This is a genomic window from Streptomyces sp. NPDC087422, from assembly GCF_044744145.1.
In the GTDB taxonomy this organism is placed as follows: Bacteria; Actinomycetota; Actinomycetes; order Streptomycetales; family Streptomycetaceae; genus Actinacidiphila.
Window position 1 is genome coordinate 784,650 of record NZ_JBIUXT010000002.1, and the last position, 15,846, is coordinate 800,495.

13 protein-coding genes and 3 tRNA genes are annotated in these 15,846 nt (G+C 71.9%); 5 read left to right on the forward strand and 11 right to left on the reverse strand.

Annotation, left to right across the window (positions count from 1 at the left end):
• Positions 1 to 9: 9 nt before the first annotated feature.
• From purF to ACIO6U_RS09275, 4 genes are all read right to left on the reverse strand, one after another.
• Positions 10 to 1,527 (reverse strand): amidophosphoribosyltransferase, encoded by a 1,518-nt coding sequence (purF, locus tag ACIO6U_RS09260; RefSeq protein WP_355336160.1) that lies wholly within the window; start codon positions 1,525 to 1,527, stop codon positions 10 to 12.
• A 160-nt stretch (positions 1,528 to 1,687) separates the two neighbouring features.
• Entirely contained in the window at positions 1,688 to 2,494 is an 807-nt protein-coding gene (locus tag ACIO6U_RS09265; protein WP_355336158.1) for a sterol carrier family protein, read from the reverse strand.
• 36 nt (positions 2,495 to 2,530) lie between these two features.
• Positions 2,531 to 5,191, reverse strand: a complete 2,661-nt coding sequence (locus ACIO6U_RS09270; protein WP_401716931.1) for a caspase family protein — start codon at positions 5,189 to 5,191, stop codon at positions 2,531 to 2,533.
• A gap of 4 nt (positions 5,192 to 5,195) precedes the next feature.
• On the reverse strand, positions 5,196 to 5,564 hold the full coding sequence (locus tag ACIO6U_RS09275) for a hypothetical protein (RefSeq protein ID WP_355336154.1): 369 nt from the start codon (positions 5,562 to 5,564) through the stop codon (positions 5,196 to 5,198).
• A gap of 253 nt (positions 5,565 to 5,817) precedes the next feature.
• Between ACIO6U_RS09275 and ACIO6U_RS09280 the strand changes: the two genes are divergently transcribed.
• Positions 5,818 to 6,774 carry a TIGR03564 family F420-dependent LLM class oxidoreductase gene (locus ACIO6U_RS09280; RefSeq protein WP_401717185.1) on the forward strand — a complete coding sequence of 319 codons (957 nt, stop codon included), beginning with the start codon at positions 5,818 to 5,820 and terminating at the stop codon, positions 6,772 to 6,774.
• Between the two features lie 174 nt (positions 6,775 to 6,948).
• Here the strand turns inward: ACIO6U_RS09280 and ACIO6U_RS09285 are convergent, their stop codons facing one another.
• The 7 genes from ACIO6U_RS09285 to purS form a co-directional block, all read right to left on the reverse strand.
• Positions 6,949 to 8,631 (reverse strand): NB-ARC domain-containing protein, encoded by a 1,683-nt coding sequence (locus tag ACIO6U_RS09285; protein WP_401716933.1) that lies wholly within the window; start codon positions 8,629 to 8,631, stop codon positions 6,949 to 6,951.
• A 245-nt stretch (positions 8,632 to 8,876) separates the two neighbouring features.
• On the reverse strand, positions 8,877 to 9,338 hold the full coding sequence (locus ACIO6U_RS09290) for a hypothetical protein (protein WP_355336145.1): 462 nt from the start codon (positions 9,336 to 9,338) through the stop codon (positions 8,877 to 8,879).
• Between the two features lie 708 nt (positions 9,339 to 10,046).
• Entirely contained in the window at positions 10,047 to 10,574 is a 528-nt protein-coding gene (locus ACIO6U_RS09295) for a DUF664 domain-containing protein (protein WP_391130444.1), read from the reverse strand.
• 116 nt (positions 10,575 to 10,690) lie between these two features.
• Positions 10,691 to 11,089: a hypothetical protein gene (locus ACIO6U_RS09300; protein WP_391159372.1), complete on the reverse strand. Its 399-nt coding sequence runs from the start codon at positions 11,087 to 11,089 to the stop codon at positions 10,691 to 10,693.
• 276 nt (positions 11,090 to 11,365) lie between these two features.
• Complete coding sequence (gene purL / locus ACIO6U_RS09305; RefSeq protein WP_401716936.1) at positions 11,366 to 13,615, reverse strand: phosphoribosylformylglycinamidine synthase subunit PurL; 2,250 nt, start codon at positions 13,613 to 13,615, stop codon at positions 11,366 to 11,368.
• Entirely contained in the window at positions 13,612 to 14,292 is a 681-nt protein-coding gene (gene purQ / locus ACIO6U_RS09310) for a phosphoribosylformylglycinamidine synthase subunit PurQ (protein ID WP_401716939.1), read from the reverse strand. The genes purL and purQ overlap by 4 nt, the downstream gene beginning before the upstream one ends.
• Positions 14,289 to 14,534, reverse strand: a complete 246-nt coding sequence (gene purS, locus ACIO6U_RS09315; protein ID WP_093716007.1) for a phosphoribosylformylglycinamidine synthase subunit PurS — start codon at positions 14,532 to 14,534, stop codon at positions 14,289 to 14,291. Before purS ends, purQ begins: the two co-directional genes overlap by 4 nt.
• A 403-nt stretch (positions 14,535 to 14,937) precedes the next feature.
• Between purS and ACIO6U_RS09320 the strand changes: the two genes are divergently transcribed.
• The 4 genes from ACIO6U_RS09320 (at position 14,938) to ACIO6U_RS09335 (ending at position 15,825) form a co-directional block, all read left to right on the forward strand.
• Entirely contained in the window at positions 14,938 to 15,255 is a 318-nt protein-coding gene (locus ACIO6U_RS09320; RefSeq protein WP_188284161.1) for an Lsr2 family protein, read from the forward strand.
• 141 nt (positions 15,256 to 15,396) lie between these two features.
• A tRNA-Gly gene (locus tag ACIO6U_RS09325) sits at positions 15,397 to 15,468 on the forward strand.
• A gap of 49 nt (positions 15,469 to 15,517) precedes the next feature.
• Positions 15,518 to 15,593: transfer RNA gene (locus ACIO6U_RS09330), tRNA-Gly, on the forward strand.
• A gap of 156 nt (positions 15,594 to 15,749) precedes the next feature.
• Positions 15,750 to 15,825: transfer RNA gene (locus ACIO6U_RS09335), tRNA-Gly, on the forward strand.
• The last annotated feature ends 21 nt before the right edge of the window (positions 15,826 to 15,846 follow it).

A 15,846-nucleotide genomic window follows, 5' to 3' on the forward strand; every position in this document is an offset into this window, starting at 1 on the left:
CCGCGGAGCCTACGGGCGGCGGAGCGCGTCCGCGGCGTCCGCGCCACCGGCCAGTTCGGTCTCCAGCAACTGCTTGCCCAGCAGCTCCGGGTCGGGCAGGTCCATCGGGTACACGCCGTCGAAGCAGGCGCGGCAGAGGTTGTCCTTGGGGATGGTGGTCGCCTCGACCATGGCGTCGATGGAGATGTACGCGAGCGAGTCCGCGCCCAGCGAGGTGCCGATCTCGTCCACGGTCATGCCGTTGGCGATCAGTTCGGCGCGGGTGGCGAAGTCGATGCCGAAGAAGCAGGGCCACTTCACGGGCGGCGACGAGATCCGTACGTGCACCTCGGCGGCGCCCGCCTCGCGGAGCATCCGGACCAGGGCGCGCTGGGTGTTGCCGCGGACGATCGAGTCGTCCACGACCACCAGGCGCTTGCCGCGGATGACTTCCTTGAGCGGATTGAGCTTGAGCCGGATGCCGAGCTGCCTGATGGTCTGCGACGGCTGGATGAACGTACGGCCGACGTAGCTGTTCTTGACCAGCCCGGAGCCGTACGGGATACCGCTGGCCTCGGCGTACCCGACGGCGGCCGGGGTGCCGGACTCCGGAGTCGGTATCACCAGGTCGGCGTCGACCGGGGCCTCCTTGGCGAGACGGCGGCCCATCTCGACGCGGGAGAGGTAGACGTTGCGCCCGGCGATGTCGGTGTCGGGGCGGGCGAGGTAGACGTACTCGAAGACGCAGCCCTTGGGGGCGGCCTCGGCGAAGCGGGAGGTGCGCAGGCCGTTCTCGTCGATGGCGATCAGCTCGCCGGGCTCGATCTCCCGGACGAAGCTGGCGCCGCAGATGTCGAGGGCGGCGGTCTCGGAGGCGACGACCCAGCCGCGCTCCAGCCGGCCGAGGACCAGCGGGCGGATGCCCTGGAGGTCGCGGGCCGCGTACAGGGTGTGCTCGTCCATGAAGACGAGGCTGAAGGCGCCCTTGACCTGCGGCAGCACCTTCGTGGCGGCCTGCTCGACGGAGAGCGGGTTGCCCTCGTCGTCGACCTGGCCCGCGAGCAGCGCGGTGACCAGGTCGGTGTCGTTGGTGGCGGCGACCTTGGTGGCCCGCCCCGGGCCCTGCGGGAGGGAGGCGACCAGTTCGGCCAGCTCGGCCGTGTTGACCAGATTGCCGTTGTGCCCGAGGGCGATGGAGCCCTGGGCGGTGGCGCGGAAGGTGGGCTGCGCGTTCTCCCACACGGAGGCGCCGGTGGTCGAGTAGCGGGCGTGGCCGACGGCGATGTGGCCGGTCAGCGAGCCGAGGGAGGTCTCGTCGAAGACCTGGGAGACCAGGCCCATGTCCTTGAAGACCAGAATCTGGGAGCCGTTGCTCACTGCGATGCCCGCGGACTCCTGACCGCGGTGCTGCAGGGCATACAGCCCGAAATAGGTGAGTTTGGCGACCTCTTCACCGGGGGCCCAGACACCGAAAACGCCGCAGGCGTCCTGGGGGCCCTTCTCACCGGGGAGCAGGTCGTGGCTGAGTCGTCCATCACCACGAGGCACGTTCACGAGTCTAGGGCAGGATTGCCCATCGTCCGAACGGGCGACCCTTGCATCTCCAGGTTCTATGCGCGTAGTGCCTTGCGGGGCAAGGGCATGTGACGTGGGCCCCGCCGTTCGGGTGCCACCGGTCCGGGGGCCGGGTCGTCGTCCGGTGGGGAGGTCAGCCCAGGACGGGGAGGTACGCGTCCAGGTCGGCGCGCTCGCCGCTGGCGCTCACGGTCGCGGCGTCCACTTCCCGCGCCCAGGTCGTACGGCCGGTCGCCAGCCGGATCCAGGTCAGCGGATCGGTCTCCACGACGTTCGGCGGCGTGCCCCGGGTGTGCCGCGGGCCCTCGACGCACTGCACCGCCGCGTACGGCGGGACGCGGACCTCCACCGAGTTGCCCGGCGCCTTGACGGCGAGCGCGTCCGCGAGCAGCCGGACGACGGCCGCGACGGCGTGCCGGTCCAGCGGCACGTCCACGCCGGTCGCCCGCGCCAGGTCGTCGCTGTGCACCACCAGCTCCACGAGCCGCGTCACGGTGAAGTCCAGCGCCCGCATCCCGCCGAACACGTCCGGCACCACCAGATCCGTCCGCAGCGCCCGCTCCCTGCACCCGGCCAGTTCCTCGGCCGCCGCCGCCATCGCCTCGGCCGGGTCCCCCATGGCCGCGGCGGCCTCCTTGGTCGTGGCGTCCAGCCGGTCGGCGATCCCGGCCGTCGAGACGGCCCAGGTGTCCAGGTCGGTCAGCTGCCCTTTCCCGGCGGGCACGGCTTCGGCCACGTAACGCGGCAGCACCACGGTCTGCCGTACGACATGCGCGACGAGCGTCCGTACGTCCCAGCCGGGCAGCCCGCTCTCCCGCTGGAGCCGCTCCCCCGTCAGGGCGCTCACGGCCGACCGGAGATGCCCCGCCTGCGCGGTGAGCGCCCCCCATGTCCGGTCGGGCTCATACGTCCGCGCGCGTCGGCGCCGTTCAACGGGCATGCGCCCGAGGTTATACGGGCCCACTGACAGCGACGGTCATCGGCGGGACGGGGCCGGGAGGGCGGGCATGAGGGCGAGACGGCGGGCGAGGGCGCTGACCTGTTGGGGGCCGAGAGCGAAGGCGTACCGCTTGAGGGCGAAGGTGGCGGCGTCCTTCATGTCCGCCTCGGCGAGACCGGCGACGAGGTCGGCCAGGATGGGCGGGCTGCTCTCGGTGAGGGAGCGGCTGGCGATGACCGCGTTGACGCACTCCGGCAGGGAGTGGTCGTGCAGGGCGACGAGCCACCTCACCAGGTAGGTGCCTGTCGCCACGTAGTGCTGGCGGGACAGGGCGGTGCGGACCTGCTCGCCGTATCCGGCGGCCCACAGCGCGGCGGTGGCGTAGACGCGCGCTTCGAGGGCGGCGGTCGGACCGACCAGACGGCTCACCTCGGCGACCGACAGCTCGCTGTCGCCGTCCCGCTCCTTGGCGGCGAGCGCGGCCAGCACCGCCCTCTCGACGCCGAACGCCTCCGCGTTGTCGATGAGGAAGAGCAGCCGCCTCGCGGCTCCCATCGGGTCGGCGCGGATCTGGAAACGGAACAGCGTGACCAGGGCGGTCGGGTCGTCGGCGGCGCGCAGCGCCTCCAGGACCTCCAGGAAGTCCTCGTCCGGCAGGAGCGCGACCGAGGCGAGGAAGTCCTCGTAGTCGCCCGGCGCTGCCAGCAGACCGCTGAGGAGCCGGAGCCGGTCGGCGACCGGGCGGCTGTTGACGGCCGTGACCAGTTGGGCGCGGTCCCGCTCCCGGCCCGGCCCGAACGACGCGAGCAGCGCCGCGATCTCCTCGGGCGAGCGGGTCAGGGCGGTGGCGAGCAGCCGGTTGGCGTCCACCGGCCAGCCCATGTCGCGCAGCGCCTCCACGAAGTAGGGGGTCGTCTCGACGGGATGCGTGAAAGCGGCGGCGCGCATCAGGTGGCGTACGCCGTCCGCGTGGCCGCTCTCGCGGAGGGCGTCGGCCAGCTCCACGACGGCGGGGGCGTCGTACGACTCGGCGGCTGCCGCGAGCGCGATCAGCGCGCGGCCCTCCATGCCCGCGCTCCACAGCGCCTCGCACAACTCGGCCAGCCCGGCAGGTGTTTCGGCCTCCGCGACGGCGGTGTCCAGCAGGGTGGTCGCGAATCCCTGGAGCAGGACGATCCGCGCGTCCGCCGCCTCGGGCGGCCGGCCCCCGGTCCGCTCCTCCTCCCGCTCCTCGTCCAACGCCTTCAAGACGCCGATGAGGTCGCCCGGCGACCTTCGGACGACGACCGCCGCGGCCCGCACGTACAGCTCGAACGCCTTCTGCCGACGGCCCATCGTCAGCAGCGCGTCCGCGAACCGTACGGCCTCCTCGTCCGACTCGGTGGTGGCCTCGGCCAGGACGCGGTCGGCGTCGGCGTCCAGCTCCGCGGACCACAGGGCGCCGAGCAGGCCGAGGACGTACTCGGTGTACGCGTTCTCCGCGACCGTCCTGGACAGCAGCCGGTCCGCCTCGGCCGGGTATCCGGCGGCGCGCAGCGCCCGCACCGTGCCCACGACGATTTCGGGGATCTGGGTGGTCACCACCTCGATCAGCCCGTGCGGGGCCTCTTCCGCGCCGTCCACCGCGTACAGCGCCTCCAGGCACTCCACGACCGCCTGCGGGCCGCGCGCGGCGACTTCCTGGAAGGGGATGCCCCAACTGTCCCCGTTCAGAAGGGCGACGAGCGCCGCGACCTCCTGCGGGGGCCGCAACGCGCCCGCGAGGCGCAGCAGTTCCCGGGCGTGCGCGCGTCCGCCTTCGGTCTGCCCCAACCGCACGTACTCCCTCGCGAGGGCGCGGGGCTTTCCTCGCAGCGCCTCCTTCAGGTCGTCCGGGATCGTGAGGGCGGGCGGGGCGGGCTTCGGGCCCGGCAGCGTCTCGGACGGCGGCGGCGCCGCGTGCGCCGCCCCGTACCGGTTGCGGGCGATGGCCAGCGTGCGGCCGGTGTTGCTCAGCCGCTGCTGCGGCAACGGCCGTCCCTTGGCGAGGAGTTCGCCGCGCAGCCGCTCGTAGACGCTGGTGACCTCGATCAGGGAGTCGCCGCCGGGCAGGCCCTGGTCGAGGAGGCGGATCAGCTCGCCGGTGAAGGCGGTGTAGGTCTCGCCGGGCGGGGCGAGCGCCTTGCGGGTGGCGGCGCTCGCGGTGAGGAGGTACGACCCGGCGATACGGGTCTGCTCGGCCATCTCGACCGGTGCGTTCGCCGCGCCGCCGCTGCTCATGCCGCCGACGAGCGCGCCGCCGCTGTAGCAGCAGTCGAGGATCACGATGCGGTTCGCGTCCCGTCGGGCGGTGAGGACTTCGCGGCGCACGGAGTCGAAACCGACCGAGGTGTAGGGGCGTTGGGGGTCGGTGGACGGCAGCGTCAGCAGCAGGCCGTCGGCGTCGCTGAGGCCGTGGCCCGCGTAGTACACGAGCAGCGTGTCCTCGGTCCTGCGGGCCGCGTCGTGGACCGCGTCCAGCACCTCGCCCGGCGACGCGGGTTCCGGGACCCGTACGCAGCGGTCGGGCGGCAGGCCCCAGACGGTGGGGTCTTCGAGCAACTCCCCTAAGCGGGCGAGGTTGTTCGCGACGGCCGGCAGGTCGTCGAGGCCCGGGTCGGCGAAGGTCGAGGAGCCGATGAGGACGGCGTACGAGCGGAGCGGGTCGGCGAGTTCCACGGCCCTACTCCACCTCGGGCGGCCCCGCGGGCGGCTGCTGCGGCTCCGCGAGGACGGCCAGCAGGCGGCGTACGGCCTCTTCGGAACCGTCCTGCCCCGACACGGTCACGGTCAGCCCGTCGGATTCACGGGTGAAGGTGAAGCCCGATCCCGGCGGGCGCGGCGCCCGCGACTTCCACCAACCGGCGTACACCACGGCGAGGTTGGCGAGGGCCACGGCGTGCGTGAGCACGAGGTCGATGACCTCGACGGGGCCCATCTCCCCGGCCTTACCGCCGGTCCGCGTCGCCAGCCGGACCTCGTCGGGACCGTCCTCGTCGGTGCGCAGCCACTCGGACAGCTCCCGCAGCTCAGCGGCCCCGTCCTCGTCCACCGCCGCAATACTCAACCGCACTACCGCCACCCCCCGGCGTCCGTTCCCGCGCCCACCAGAACACGGTCTCACCGGATCGTGTCACAGCCGGGCGCGCGCCCGGCACCGGTTCGCCACAAGTGAGCCGGTCGGCCGGTGCGGACGCGCGCCGCGGGCGGGCAGGCGGGGCCGGACGCCGGCCGACCGTGACCCGGCCCGGTGTCCTTCCGCCCCCGGTTCACACACCTGACACGACGCCGTCACACTCGGCGGAATACCTGGTCAGGAGCGCGGGGTTCTCACCACCATGACTGTAGGAGTGACACTCCACGCGTCCGAGGCGGCGAACCAGGTCGACGCCACCGTAGAACTCGCCCGTGAGGCCGCGGCCCACGGCCTGCGCTCGGCCTGGTTCGGGCAGACCTTCGGCGCCGACTCGCCGCAGCTCGCCGCGATCGTCGGACGTGAGGTGCCCGGCCTCCACGTCGGCACCTCCGCGATCCCGGTCTTCGGGCGGCACCCGCTGCTGGTCTCCAGCCAGGCCCAGACCGCCCAGGCGGCCACGCACGGCCGCTACCACCTCGGGCTCGCGCTCGGCACCAAGCTGCTGACCGAGGCCGGATTCGGCATCCCCTTCGAGCGGCCCGTGGCCCGCCTGCGCGAATTCCTCACCGCCTTGCGGCAGTTGACGCAGACCGGTGCCGCCGACTTCCACGGCGAACTGCTCACCGCCGCCACCCCGGTTCCCGCGCGCGTGCCGGGCGCCGAGGGCGGTGTTCCGCTGCTGGTCGCCGCGATGGGGCCGCAGGCCCTGCGCGTCAGCGGGGAACTCGCCGACGGCATCCTGCCCTACCTGGCCGGGCCGCGCGCCCTGAGCGAGCACATCGTCCCGGCCGTCACCGCGGCGGCGCGGGCGGCGGGCCGCCCCGCGCCCCGGATCGTGGCCCTGGTGTCCGGCGTGGTGACGGACGACGTCGACACGGTCCGGGCGAAGGCCACCGAGCAACTGGCCTTCTACGAGCAGATCCCCTCCTACGCGCGCGCCATCGAACTCTCCGGCGGCCGGCGCGCCTCCGACGTCGCGGTCATCGGCGACGAGGAGACGGTCGCGGCCGAGGTACGGCGCTACCGGGACGCCGGCGCGACCGAGGTGGTGTTCTCGGGCACCGACATCGCGGGCGAGGCGGACCGCCTGCGCACCTGGAGGCTCCTCGGCGAACTGGCGGGCTGACCAAGCCACTTCACCGGGCGGGCGTCGTTATTCGCCGTCGTCAGTCGGCCAGGAGGTCAGGTCGGCCTTGGTGATCGTGGTGGTGAGCAGAAGGTCGGTGATGAGGTTGTGGTTGAGCGCGTTGCCGACCGGCGGGGGCACCTCGTGTTCGAGGAGGCCGCGGGAGCGGGTGCTTCAACGCGTCCGGTCAGTGGCGGACTTCGCTTGCCAGTGGGCCAGCCGCTCGCGTACGAGAAGGAGGTCGCGATGCTCGGGGTCGAGCACCTTGGCCATGTCGTCCAGCACCGACGTGAGAGCGGTGACAGCGGCGGCGGCGCTGCTGTCCACGCCGAGCCAGTTGGCAAGCCTGGCACGGAGGAGGAAGGTGTGCGGATGATCGGGGCCGAGCACCTGCGTGGCGTCCGCCAGGAGTGCGACGTACGTCGCGACGGCTGAGGACGGATCGCCTGTGCCGCCTTCCTGGTGAGCGAGGTCGCTGCGGATGGCGAACGTGAGCGGATCGTCGGGGCTCACCTTCAGATGCGGGCTCTCCAGCCACTCCCCGAGCGCGGCGGCGGCCGTACCGTCTCCCGCCCGCCCGTACCAGTTGGCGAGGACGGCACGGTTGAACAAGGTGTGCCGGTGGGCGGGGCCCAAAAGCGTGTGCGACACGCGTACGACGTTCGCGTAGTAGGCGATGGCATCGGAGACTTGGCCCGCCATTCCCAGGGACCTGCCGTAGCGGTGCAGCACGACGTGCGACGCGGGCTCGTACAGCGCCTTCTCCGCGACCCCGATCACGGCGGCCGTGTTCGCCCGCAGCGACTGCGCCAGTTCGGTGTCCCGCTCGACCTCGGGCCAGGCTTCCACCAACCCGTCGGCGGCCACCCGCGCCAGCGCGTCCTGTTCCGCCTCGGTCAAGGTGTCGCGCACCGCGCGCTGGACGAGGCGGTGGACGCGGACGGCGCGGTGCGGGGTACGGGGGCTGTGGTCGAGGAGGCTGAGGCGGTGGAGGACGCGGAGGGCGCGGACGGCGTCGTCGGAGGAGACCGTGTCCTGGGAAGGGGCTTCTCGGGCGAGCCAGTTGAGCGCCGGGGCGCCGGTGAGGACGGCCTCGGGGATGCCGTTGGGGTCGAGCATCGAGACGAGTTGGAGCATGGGGCGGGCGAGGCCGACCGGGGCGTGGTGGTCGGCGCGGTCGAGCGACAGGGTCCAGGCGGCGGCGACGCCGGTGGTCTGGTCGTCGGGCAGGGCGGTGGGGCGCAGGTCGGCGAGGCGCTGGGCGCGGTCGGCGAGGCGGGCGCGGTAGGTCGCGCAGGTGATTCCGGCGTCCACGACGTACGCCGTGGCCTGGGACATGGCGAGCGGCAGCCAGCCCAATGCGCTTCCCAGCGCCATGAGTTCGCGCAGCGGCTCGCGGTCGTGGGCGGCGAGGGCGGTGGTCAGATAGCCCTCGCTCTCCTCTTCGGTGAAGACGCCGACGGTGACCTGTCGGCGGCCCCGGCCGGTGAGGGCGGCGTCGCGGCTGCGGGTGGTGACGACCGTACGGCCGGTGGGGCTGTCGGGCGGCCACAGGCCGGTGAGGTCGGCGGGGTCGGTGACGTCGTCCAGGACGACGAGCCAACGCGGCGCTTGCGGGGCGGGTTTGGGCTCAAGCCAGGCCAGGAAGGCGCGGGCGGCGCGCTCGGGGTCCTCGCGGTCCGCCCCGAGCAGCGTCTGCGCGGCCTCCGCGAGGCCGTCCACCACCGCCTGGCGGCTGGTCGCCGTGACCCACACCAGCAGGTCGAGGCGGCCGGACCGCCACGCGTCCCGGGCGTGCCGCGCGGCGAGTTGGGTCTTGCCCACGCCGCCCATGCCGGTCAGGACCTGGCCGACCACGGCCGTACCGGCGTCGGTGAGCGCCGCGTCCAGGGCGCCGACGGCCGCGCGGTCCTGGAAGCAGTCCGCCTCGCGCGGGACGACGCCGATCTGTACGGGCCAGGCGGCGGGCGGGCGCGGGGGCGGGTGGTGGTGCTGGTGGAGTCCGCCGTGGACGGTGTGGGCCGCGACGGAGCCGTCAACGGCCGTTATCGTGACGGCCGTTGGCGTCCTCGTGGGCTCTTCGGGTGGAGCGCCGGGTGCGCTCAGCCCTGTGGCGGACCCGGCACCTGAGGGTCCGGCGCCGGGGGGTTTCCGATCGTCACGTCACCCATCCGTACGGCGGCGGCCGAGCCGCCGTCCGCGCGGATCTCGACGTTTCCCCCGATGGCGACGCCGTCGCCTTCCGCCGAGGCCGTGGCGGGCGTCAACGCCCGTACCTCGTCAACGACGCGGCGCAGTGCCTCCGCCAACTCCCCGTCCTGCTCGACCGCTTCGTCCAGCGCGTCGGTCAGACGACGGCGCGTCCTGGCGGACACCTCCCCGGCGTCCGCCTCCCGCGCCGCCCGTTCCAGCGCCGGGTCCTCCCCCAGCGCTCCGGAGACCAGCGTGTGCAGCCGGTCCATTCCGGCGTCCAGACCCCGGTCCACCTCCGCGTCCGCCCGCCCCGCCACCCGCCGCGCCTTGGCCACCAGCCACGCGCACACGTACCCGATCGCAATCTCCACACCGGTCACTCTTCGACGGTAGCCCCAACTCCCGTGCCGCCGCACCGAAAGCGGCGGCACCACCGGGGCGCGGCGGGCGGCCCCGTGAACTTCGCCGCCCTCACCCACGACGTGCCCCGCCAGGGGCCGCGACCCACCCCCGCCGGGCCGCCAGCCCGAAAACAACCGCATCTGCCCCACGGAGGCCGGTTCTCAAAGGCGCACCAACCCCGTGGCTGGTCGCGCAGTTCCCCGCGCCCCTCAAAAGATCGGCTCACCGCCCGGACAAAAGACAGTGCGCCCCGTCAGGGGCGCTGGGGGCACCTCCCGGCCGAAGGCTGGGGGAGGAACTGCGCGGCGAGCCACCACCGGTCGGTGGTCCGGGAACAACCGAACCGCCCCGCCCGGGGCGGGCGGTGACCTGCGGGAGCGTCATGGCTGAGCGCGCCCACGCGGCGGCAGCCGCACATCAAACACAGCCCCGCGCCCCTCAAAAGATCGGCTCACCGCCCGGACAAAAGACAATGCGCCCCGTCAGGGGCGCGGGCCCTCGCGGATGAGGACGAGGGTCGCTGGCCTTGCGCAAGGCGGGGCATTTCAGGGGCGCGGGGAACTGCGCGGCGAGCCCCCACCGGTCGGTGGTCCGGGAACAACCGAACTGCCCCGCCCGGGGCGGGTGGTGACCTGCGGGAGCGTGGTGGGTGAGCGCGCCCACGCGGAACGGCGCCGTCAGGCGCCGACGGTGCCGTCGATGGCCTCGCGGAGCAGATCGGCGTGGCCGTTGTGACGGGCGTATTCGAGGATGACGTGCTGCATGACCAGGCGGAGCGAAACGTCCTCGTCGTGGCGGGAGTTGTGGACGACGAGGTCGAGGGTGGGGGCGGCGCCCTCGATGCGGCGGGAGTGGGCGACCTCGGCGTGCCAGGCGGAGAAGGCTTCGTCGCGGGTGGAGCCGGAGGCGTCGTACGCCTCCTGGAAGTCGCCGGTGGCGGACCAGACGAGAGGGATGTCCTCGCCGTCGATGATCCGGCGGAACCAGGCGCGTTCGACCTCGGCCATGTGCCGGACGAGCCCGAGCAGGCTGAGGGTGGACGGCGGCATGGAACAGCGGCGCAGTTCGTCGTCGGTGAGGCCGTCGCACTTCATGGCGAGGGTCTCGCGGTGGTAGTCGAGGAAGCCGCGCAGCGTCTCGCGCTCACCGCCCGTGGTCGGCGGGCCGGTGCGCGGGTCGGGGGTCTCGGTCTGCTCTGAGGTCACGGTCCATTCTGACCGGCCCCCGGCACCCCGGCCCCCCGGCACCCTGGCCCCCCGGCCCCCCGGCCCCCCGGCGCCCGCGGCACCGGGCGGCGGTCATCCCCGAGTGGCGAACGGTCTCAGCACTCCCGCAGGCCGGGCGCCGGGTCCTGGCCGGTGTAGAGGTCGACGGCCGGGACGTTGCCCCAGGCGCCGTTGTCGAGCTGCGTCCAGTACCAGATGTCGTTCTGGCCCGCGTGCGGGTCGCCGTGGCCCCAGCATACGAACCAGTTGAAGCCGGTGGTCAGGGTGCCGCGGGTCGCCGAGCGGTAGGAGCGGTCCGCGAAGCCCCTGGCCCCGACCTTGTTGCCGCAGTACAGACGGCCGTCGGAGCGGACACCGCACTCGGCGGCCGGCCTGACCTTCTCCTTCGCCGGAGCTGCGGCGGCGGCCGTGGCCGAGGCCCCGCCGGTCATGGCGAGACCCGCCGTCATCACGGCGGCGGACAGCAGCACGGCGATGTTCTTACGTGTGATCACTGCACATTCCCCTCGTTTCGTGCGCCAACGTGCGAGCGCGCGAAACGATCATGCGTGACGGCGCACAGCCCCGAGCACCGCCATACGGGTGGATCCGGCACATGCCGTCTTATGACGCCTCCGGCAATTGCCAAGACGCCCGATTCCCGTAAAACGTCAAGCCGTTCATCACACCGTTAAGACCATCGCCGGTCCACGCCGCACCACACAGATGCCCCGGCCGCGTCATCGCGGCCGGGGCACCCGGTGGACTTTCCCGTCACATCAGCGGAACGCTCAGGCGAGCAGCGCCGGAATCGTCCCCTCGTGCGCGGCGCGCAGTTCGCCCAGCGGAATGCTGAACTCCCCCTGCACGTCGATCTCGTCGCCGTCGATGACGCCGATCCGCGCCGCCGGAAGCCCCCGCGCCCCGCACATGTCGGTGAAGCGCAGTTCCTCGGAGCGCGGCACCGCGACGACGGCGCGGCCCGCGGACTCGGAGAACAGGAACGTGAAGGCGTCCAGACCGTCCGGGACGACCAGCCGCGCGCCGTGCCCGCCGCGCAGGCAGGACTCGGTGACCGCCTGGACGAGACCGCCGTCGCTGAGGTCGTGGGCGGCGTCGATCATGCCGTCGCGCGACGCGGAGATCAGGATCTCGCCGAGCAGCCGCTCGCGGTCCAGGTCGACGGCGGGCGGCAGACCGCCGAGGTGGTCGTGGACGACCTGCGACCAGGCCGAGCCGCCGAACTCCTCGCGGGTGTCACCGAGCAGGTAGATCAGGTGGCCCTCGTCCTGGAAGGCCATCGGCGTACGCCGGTTGACGTCGTCGATCACGCCGAGCACCGCGACCACCGGGGTCGGGTGGATCGCCACGTCGCCGGTCTGGTTGTACAGCGACACATTGCCGCCGGTCACCGGGGTGCCGAGCTGGAGGCAGCCGTCGGCGAGACCGCGGGTGGCCTCGGCGAACTGCCACATCACGGCCGGGTCCTCGGGCGAGCCGAAGTTCAGGCAGTCCGAGATGGCCAGCGGCTTGGCCCCGGAGGCGGCGACATTGCGGTACGCCTCCGCGAGCGCCAACTGCGCGCCCGTGTACGGGTCGAGCTTCGCGAAGCGGCCGTTGCCGTCGGTGGCGATGGCCACGCCGAGGTCGGTCTCCTCGTCGATCCGGATCATGCCGGAGTCCTCGGGCTGCGCCAGCACCGTGTTGCCCTGCACGAAGCGGTCGTACTGGTCGGTGACCCACGCCTTGGACGCCTGGTTCGGCGAGCCGACCAGCTTGAGCACCTGCTCGCGCAGTTCGGCGGAGGTACCGGGCCTCGGCAGCTTCCCCGCGTCGTCGGCCTGGAGCGCGTCCTGCCAGTCCGGCCGGGCGTACGGGCGGTGGTACGTCGGCCCGTCGTGCGCGACCGAGCGCGGCGGCACGTCCACGATCTGCTCGCCGTGCCAGAAGATCTCCAGTTGCGAGCCCTCGGTCACCTCACCGATGACGGTGGCGATGACGTCCCACTTCTCGCAGATCGCCAGGAAGCGCTCGACCTTGTCGGGCTCGACGATCGCGCACATGCGCTCCTGCGACTCGCTCATGAGGATTTCCTCGGGCGAGAGCGTCGCGTCGCGCAGCGGCACGGTGTCCAGTTCGACGCGCATGCCGCCGGAGCCGGCCGAGGCCAGCTCGCTGGTGGCGCAGGACAGGCCCGCGCCGCCGAGGTCCTGGATGCCCGCGACCAGTTGCTCGCGGAAGATCTCCAGGGTGCACTCGATGAGCAGCTTCTCCTGGAAGGGGTCGCCGACCTGGACGGCGGGGCGGCGGGACGGGCCGGTCGAGTCGAAGGTCTCGCTGGCCAGCACCGAGACGCCGCCGATGCCGTCGCCGCCGGTCCTGGCGCCGTACAGGATCACCTTGTTGCCGGGGCCCGACGCCTGCGCGAGGTGGATGTCCTCGTGCTTCATGACGCCCACGCACAGCGCGTTGACCAGCGGATTGCCCTGGTAGCAGGGGTCGAAGACGACCTCGCCGCCGATGTTGGGCAGGCCGAGGCAGTTTCCGTAGCCGCCGACGCCCGAGACGATGCCGGGCAGGACGCGCCGGGTGTCGGGGTGGTCGGCCGCGCCGAACCGCAGCGGGTCCATCACGGCGACCGGCCGCGCGCCCATCGCGAGGATGTCGCGGACGATGCCGCCGACGCCGGTGGCCGCGCCCTGGTAGGGCTCGATGTACGACGGGTGGTTGTGCGACTCGATCTTGAAGGTGACGGCGTAGCCCTGGCCGACGTCCACGACGCCCGCGTTCTCACCGATGCCGACGAGCAGCGCGTCGGTCTGCGGGGCCTTCTCGCCGAACTGCTTCAGGTGCACCTTGCTCGACTTGTACGAGCAGTGCTCCGACCACATGACCGAGTACATCGCCAGTTCCGCGCCGGTCGGGCGGCGGCCCAGGATCTCGCGGATCCGGGCGTACTCGTCCTCCTTGAGGCCGAGTTCCTTCCACGGCTGCCCGGCCTCGGGCGTCTCGGCGGCGTGCTTGACGGTATCGAGGGTCATGCGGAGACCAACTTCTTCAGGACCGAGGTGAAGAATCCGAGGCCGTCGGTGCGGCCGGTGCCGATCAGCGGCTCGACGGCGTGCTCGGGGTGCGGCATGAGGCCGACGACATTGCCCGCGGCATTGCTGATGCCCGCGATGTCACGGAGCGACCCGTTCGGATTGCCGTCCAGATAGCGGAAGACCACCCGGCCCTCGGCTTCCAGTTCGTCCAGCACCCGCTCGGCGGCGGTGTAGCGGCCGTCGATGTTCTTCAGCGGGATGGAGATCTCCTGGCCGTCCGCGTACTGCGACGTCCAGGCGGTGGCGGTGGTCTCGACCCGCAGCTTCTGGTCGCGGCAGACGAAGTGGAGGTGGTTGTTGCGCAGCATCGCGCCTGGCAGCAGATGCGACTCGGTGAGCACCTGGAACCCATTGCAGATGCCGAGAACCGGCATTCCGGCCTTCGCCTGTTCGATGATCGTTTCCATCACCGGCGAGAAACGCGAGATCGCGCCGGCCCGCAGATAGTCGCCGTACGAGAAGCCGCCCGGCAGAACCACCGCGTCGACCTGCTGGAGATCCTTGTCACGGTGCCACAGCGGTACGGCTTCGGCGCCCGCGACCCGGACGGCGCGCTGTGTGTCACGGTCGTCGAGCGTGCCGGGGAATGTGACGACGCCAACGCGCGCAGTCACGACTCCACCTTTACGGCGAAGTCCTCGATCACGGTGTTCGCGAGAAAGGTTTCCGCCATCTCGCGAATGCGGGCGAGGGCGGCGTCGTCGACCGGCCCCTCGACCTCTAGTTCAAAGCGCTTTCCCTGGCGGACGTCGGAGATCCCGTCGAAGCCCAGGCGCGGCAGTGCTCGCTGCACCGCCTGGCCCTGGGGGTCGAGGATCTCCGGCTTGAGCATGACGTCGACTACGACGCGTGCCACTTGCACTCCCGGTGGTGTGGTGCGTGAGGTTCTCTCAGCGTACCCGGTGCGAAAATCTACGCGAGTAGATATGAACGCGACCCCTAGCGCACCCCTAGATCACTGATCACGTTTATGTATCGGCCGCCGAAATGCTTGGGGAAACCCGTAGGTGAAACATAGGGTCCCGATTACGAAGCGGCACCCGGGGGAATTAACAGGTGTCACGATGTATCACGCGGTGCCCATTTCGTGGCATCGTACAAATGAAAACTTGTCGACACTCGACTTGTCGGCCCACCCGTGACACCGGGGCCCGGCGTCCGGTCGCGACCGTTCCCGCTCGCGACCGCCACGACACACGGGCCGCGTGCGATCGCCGGGCCCCGGCAAGGCCGATGGCGTACGAAAGGACCACATCCCTATGGCGCAACGCGTACTGGTCACCCTCGCCGACGACCTGGACGGCGGAGAAGCGGCGGAAACCATCGCATTCGGCGTCGACGGTCAGTGGTACGAGATCGACCTCTCGTCCCAGAACGCGGACAAGCTGCGCAATGACCTGGCTCCTTACGTGGAGGCCGGCCGCCGCCGCACCCTTTCGGGCCGCGCCTACAAGCGCACGCCGATCGCCCCGACCCCGGCCACCGTCCGCGCCTGGGCGCAGTCGAACGGCTTCGAGGTCCCGGCCCGCGGGCGCATCCCCAAGAAGGTCTACGAAGCGTTCAACAAGGCCAGTTGACGGTTCCGCGACAACTCACTGACAACCGCCGGGCGAACGGGCGGGGGCGGTGGTGCCGACTGGACAGCCACCCCCACCCTTCCGCTAGTGTGTGGAGCACGCCGAGGGCAGGGCCGGAAAGGCCAGGTCAGCGGAGGTCACGCGGGTGTAGCTCAGTAGCAGAGCGCCCCCCTTCCAGGGGGGAGGGGCAGTGTGCAATTCCTGTCGCCCGCTCTGGTCGCTCCGGCCGGTCCTATGGATCGGGTAGAGTGACCGCAGCAATGCGGACGTGGCTCAGTTGGTAGAGCATCACCTTGCCAAGGTGAGGGTCGCGAGTTCGAATCTCGTCGTCCGCTCCAGCGTCACGAAGGCCCCGGTCACCACGACCGGGGCCTTCGTCGTACCCGGGCGTCCGCTCGGCGCGTCGCCGGGCGGCCGCTCGGCGCGTCACGGGGCGACGGGATATATCGGTTTCTAATGGCCGCGTCCGATCGGGTACAGTGTCTGCACGGCCTGCGGACGTGGCTCAGTTGGTAGAGCATCACCTTGCCAAGGTGAGGGTCGCGAGTTCGAATCTCGTCGTCCGCTCCAGCATCGCGAAGGCCCCGGTCA

Bases quoted from the DNA above. Each gene is read 5' to 3' on its own strand.
- ACIO6U_RS09265 (WP_355336158.1), bottom strand. From the start codon at position 2,494: ATGCCCGTTGAACGGCGCCGACGCGCGCGGACGTATGAGCCCGACCGG.
- purL (WP_401716936.1), bottom strand. From the start codon at position 13,615: ATGACCCTCGATACCGTCAAGCACGCCGCCGAGACGCCCGAGGCCGGG.
- ACIO6U_RS09320 (WP_188284161.1), top strand. From the start codon at position 14,938: ATGGCGCAACGCGTACTGGTCACCCTCGCCGACGACCTGGACGGCGGA.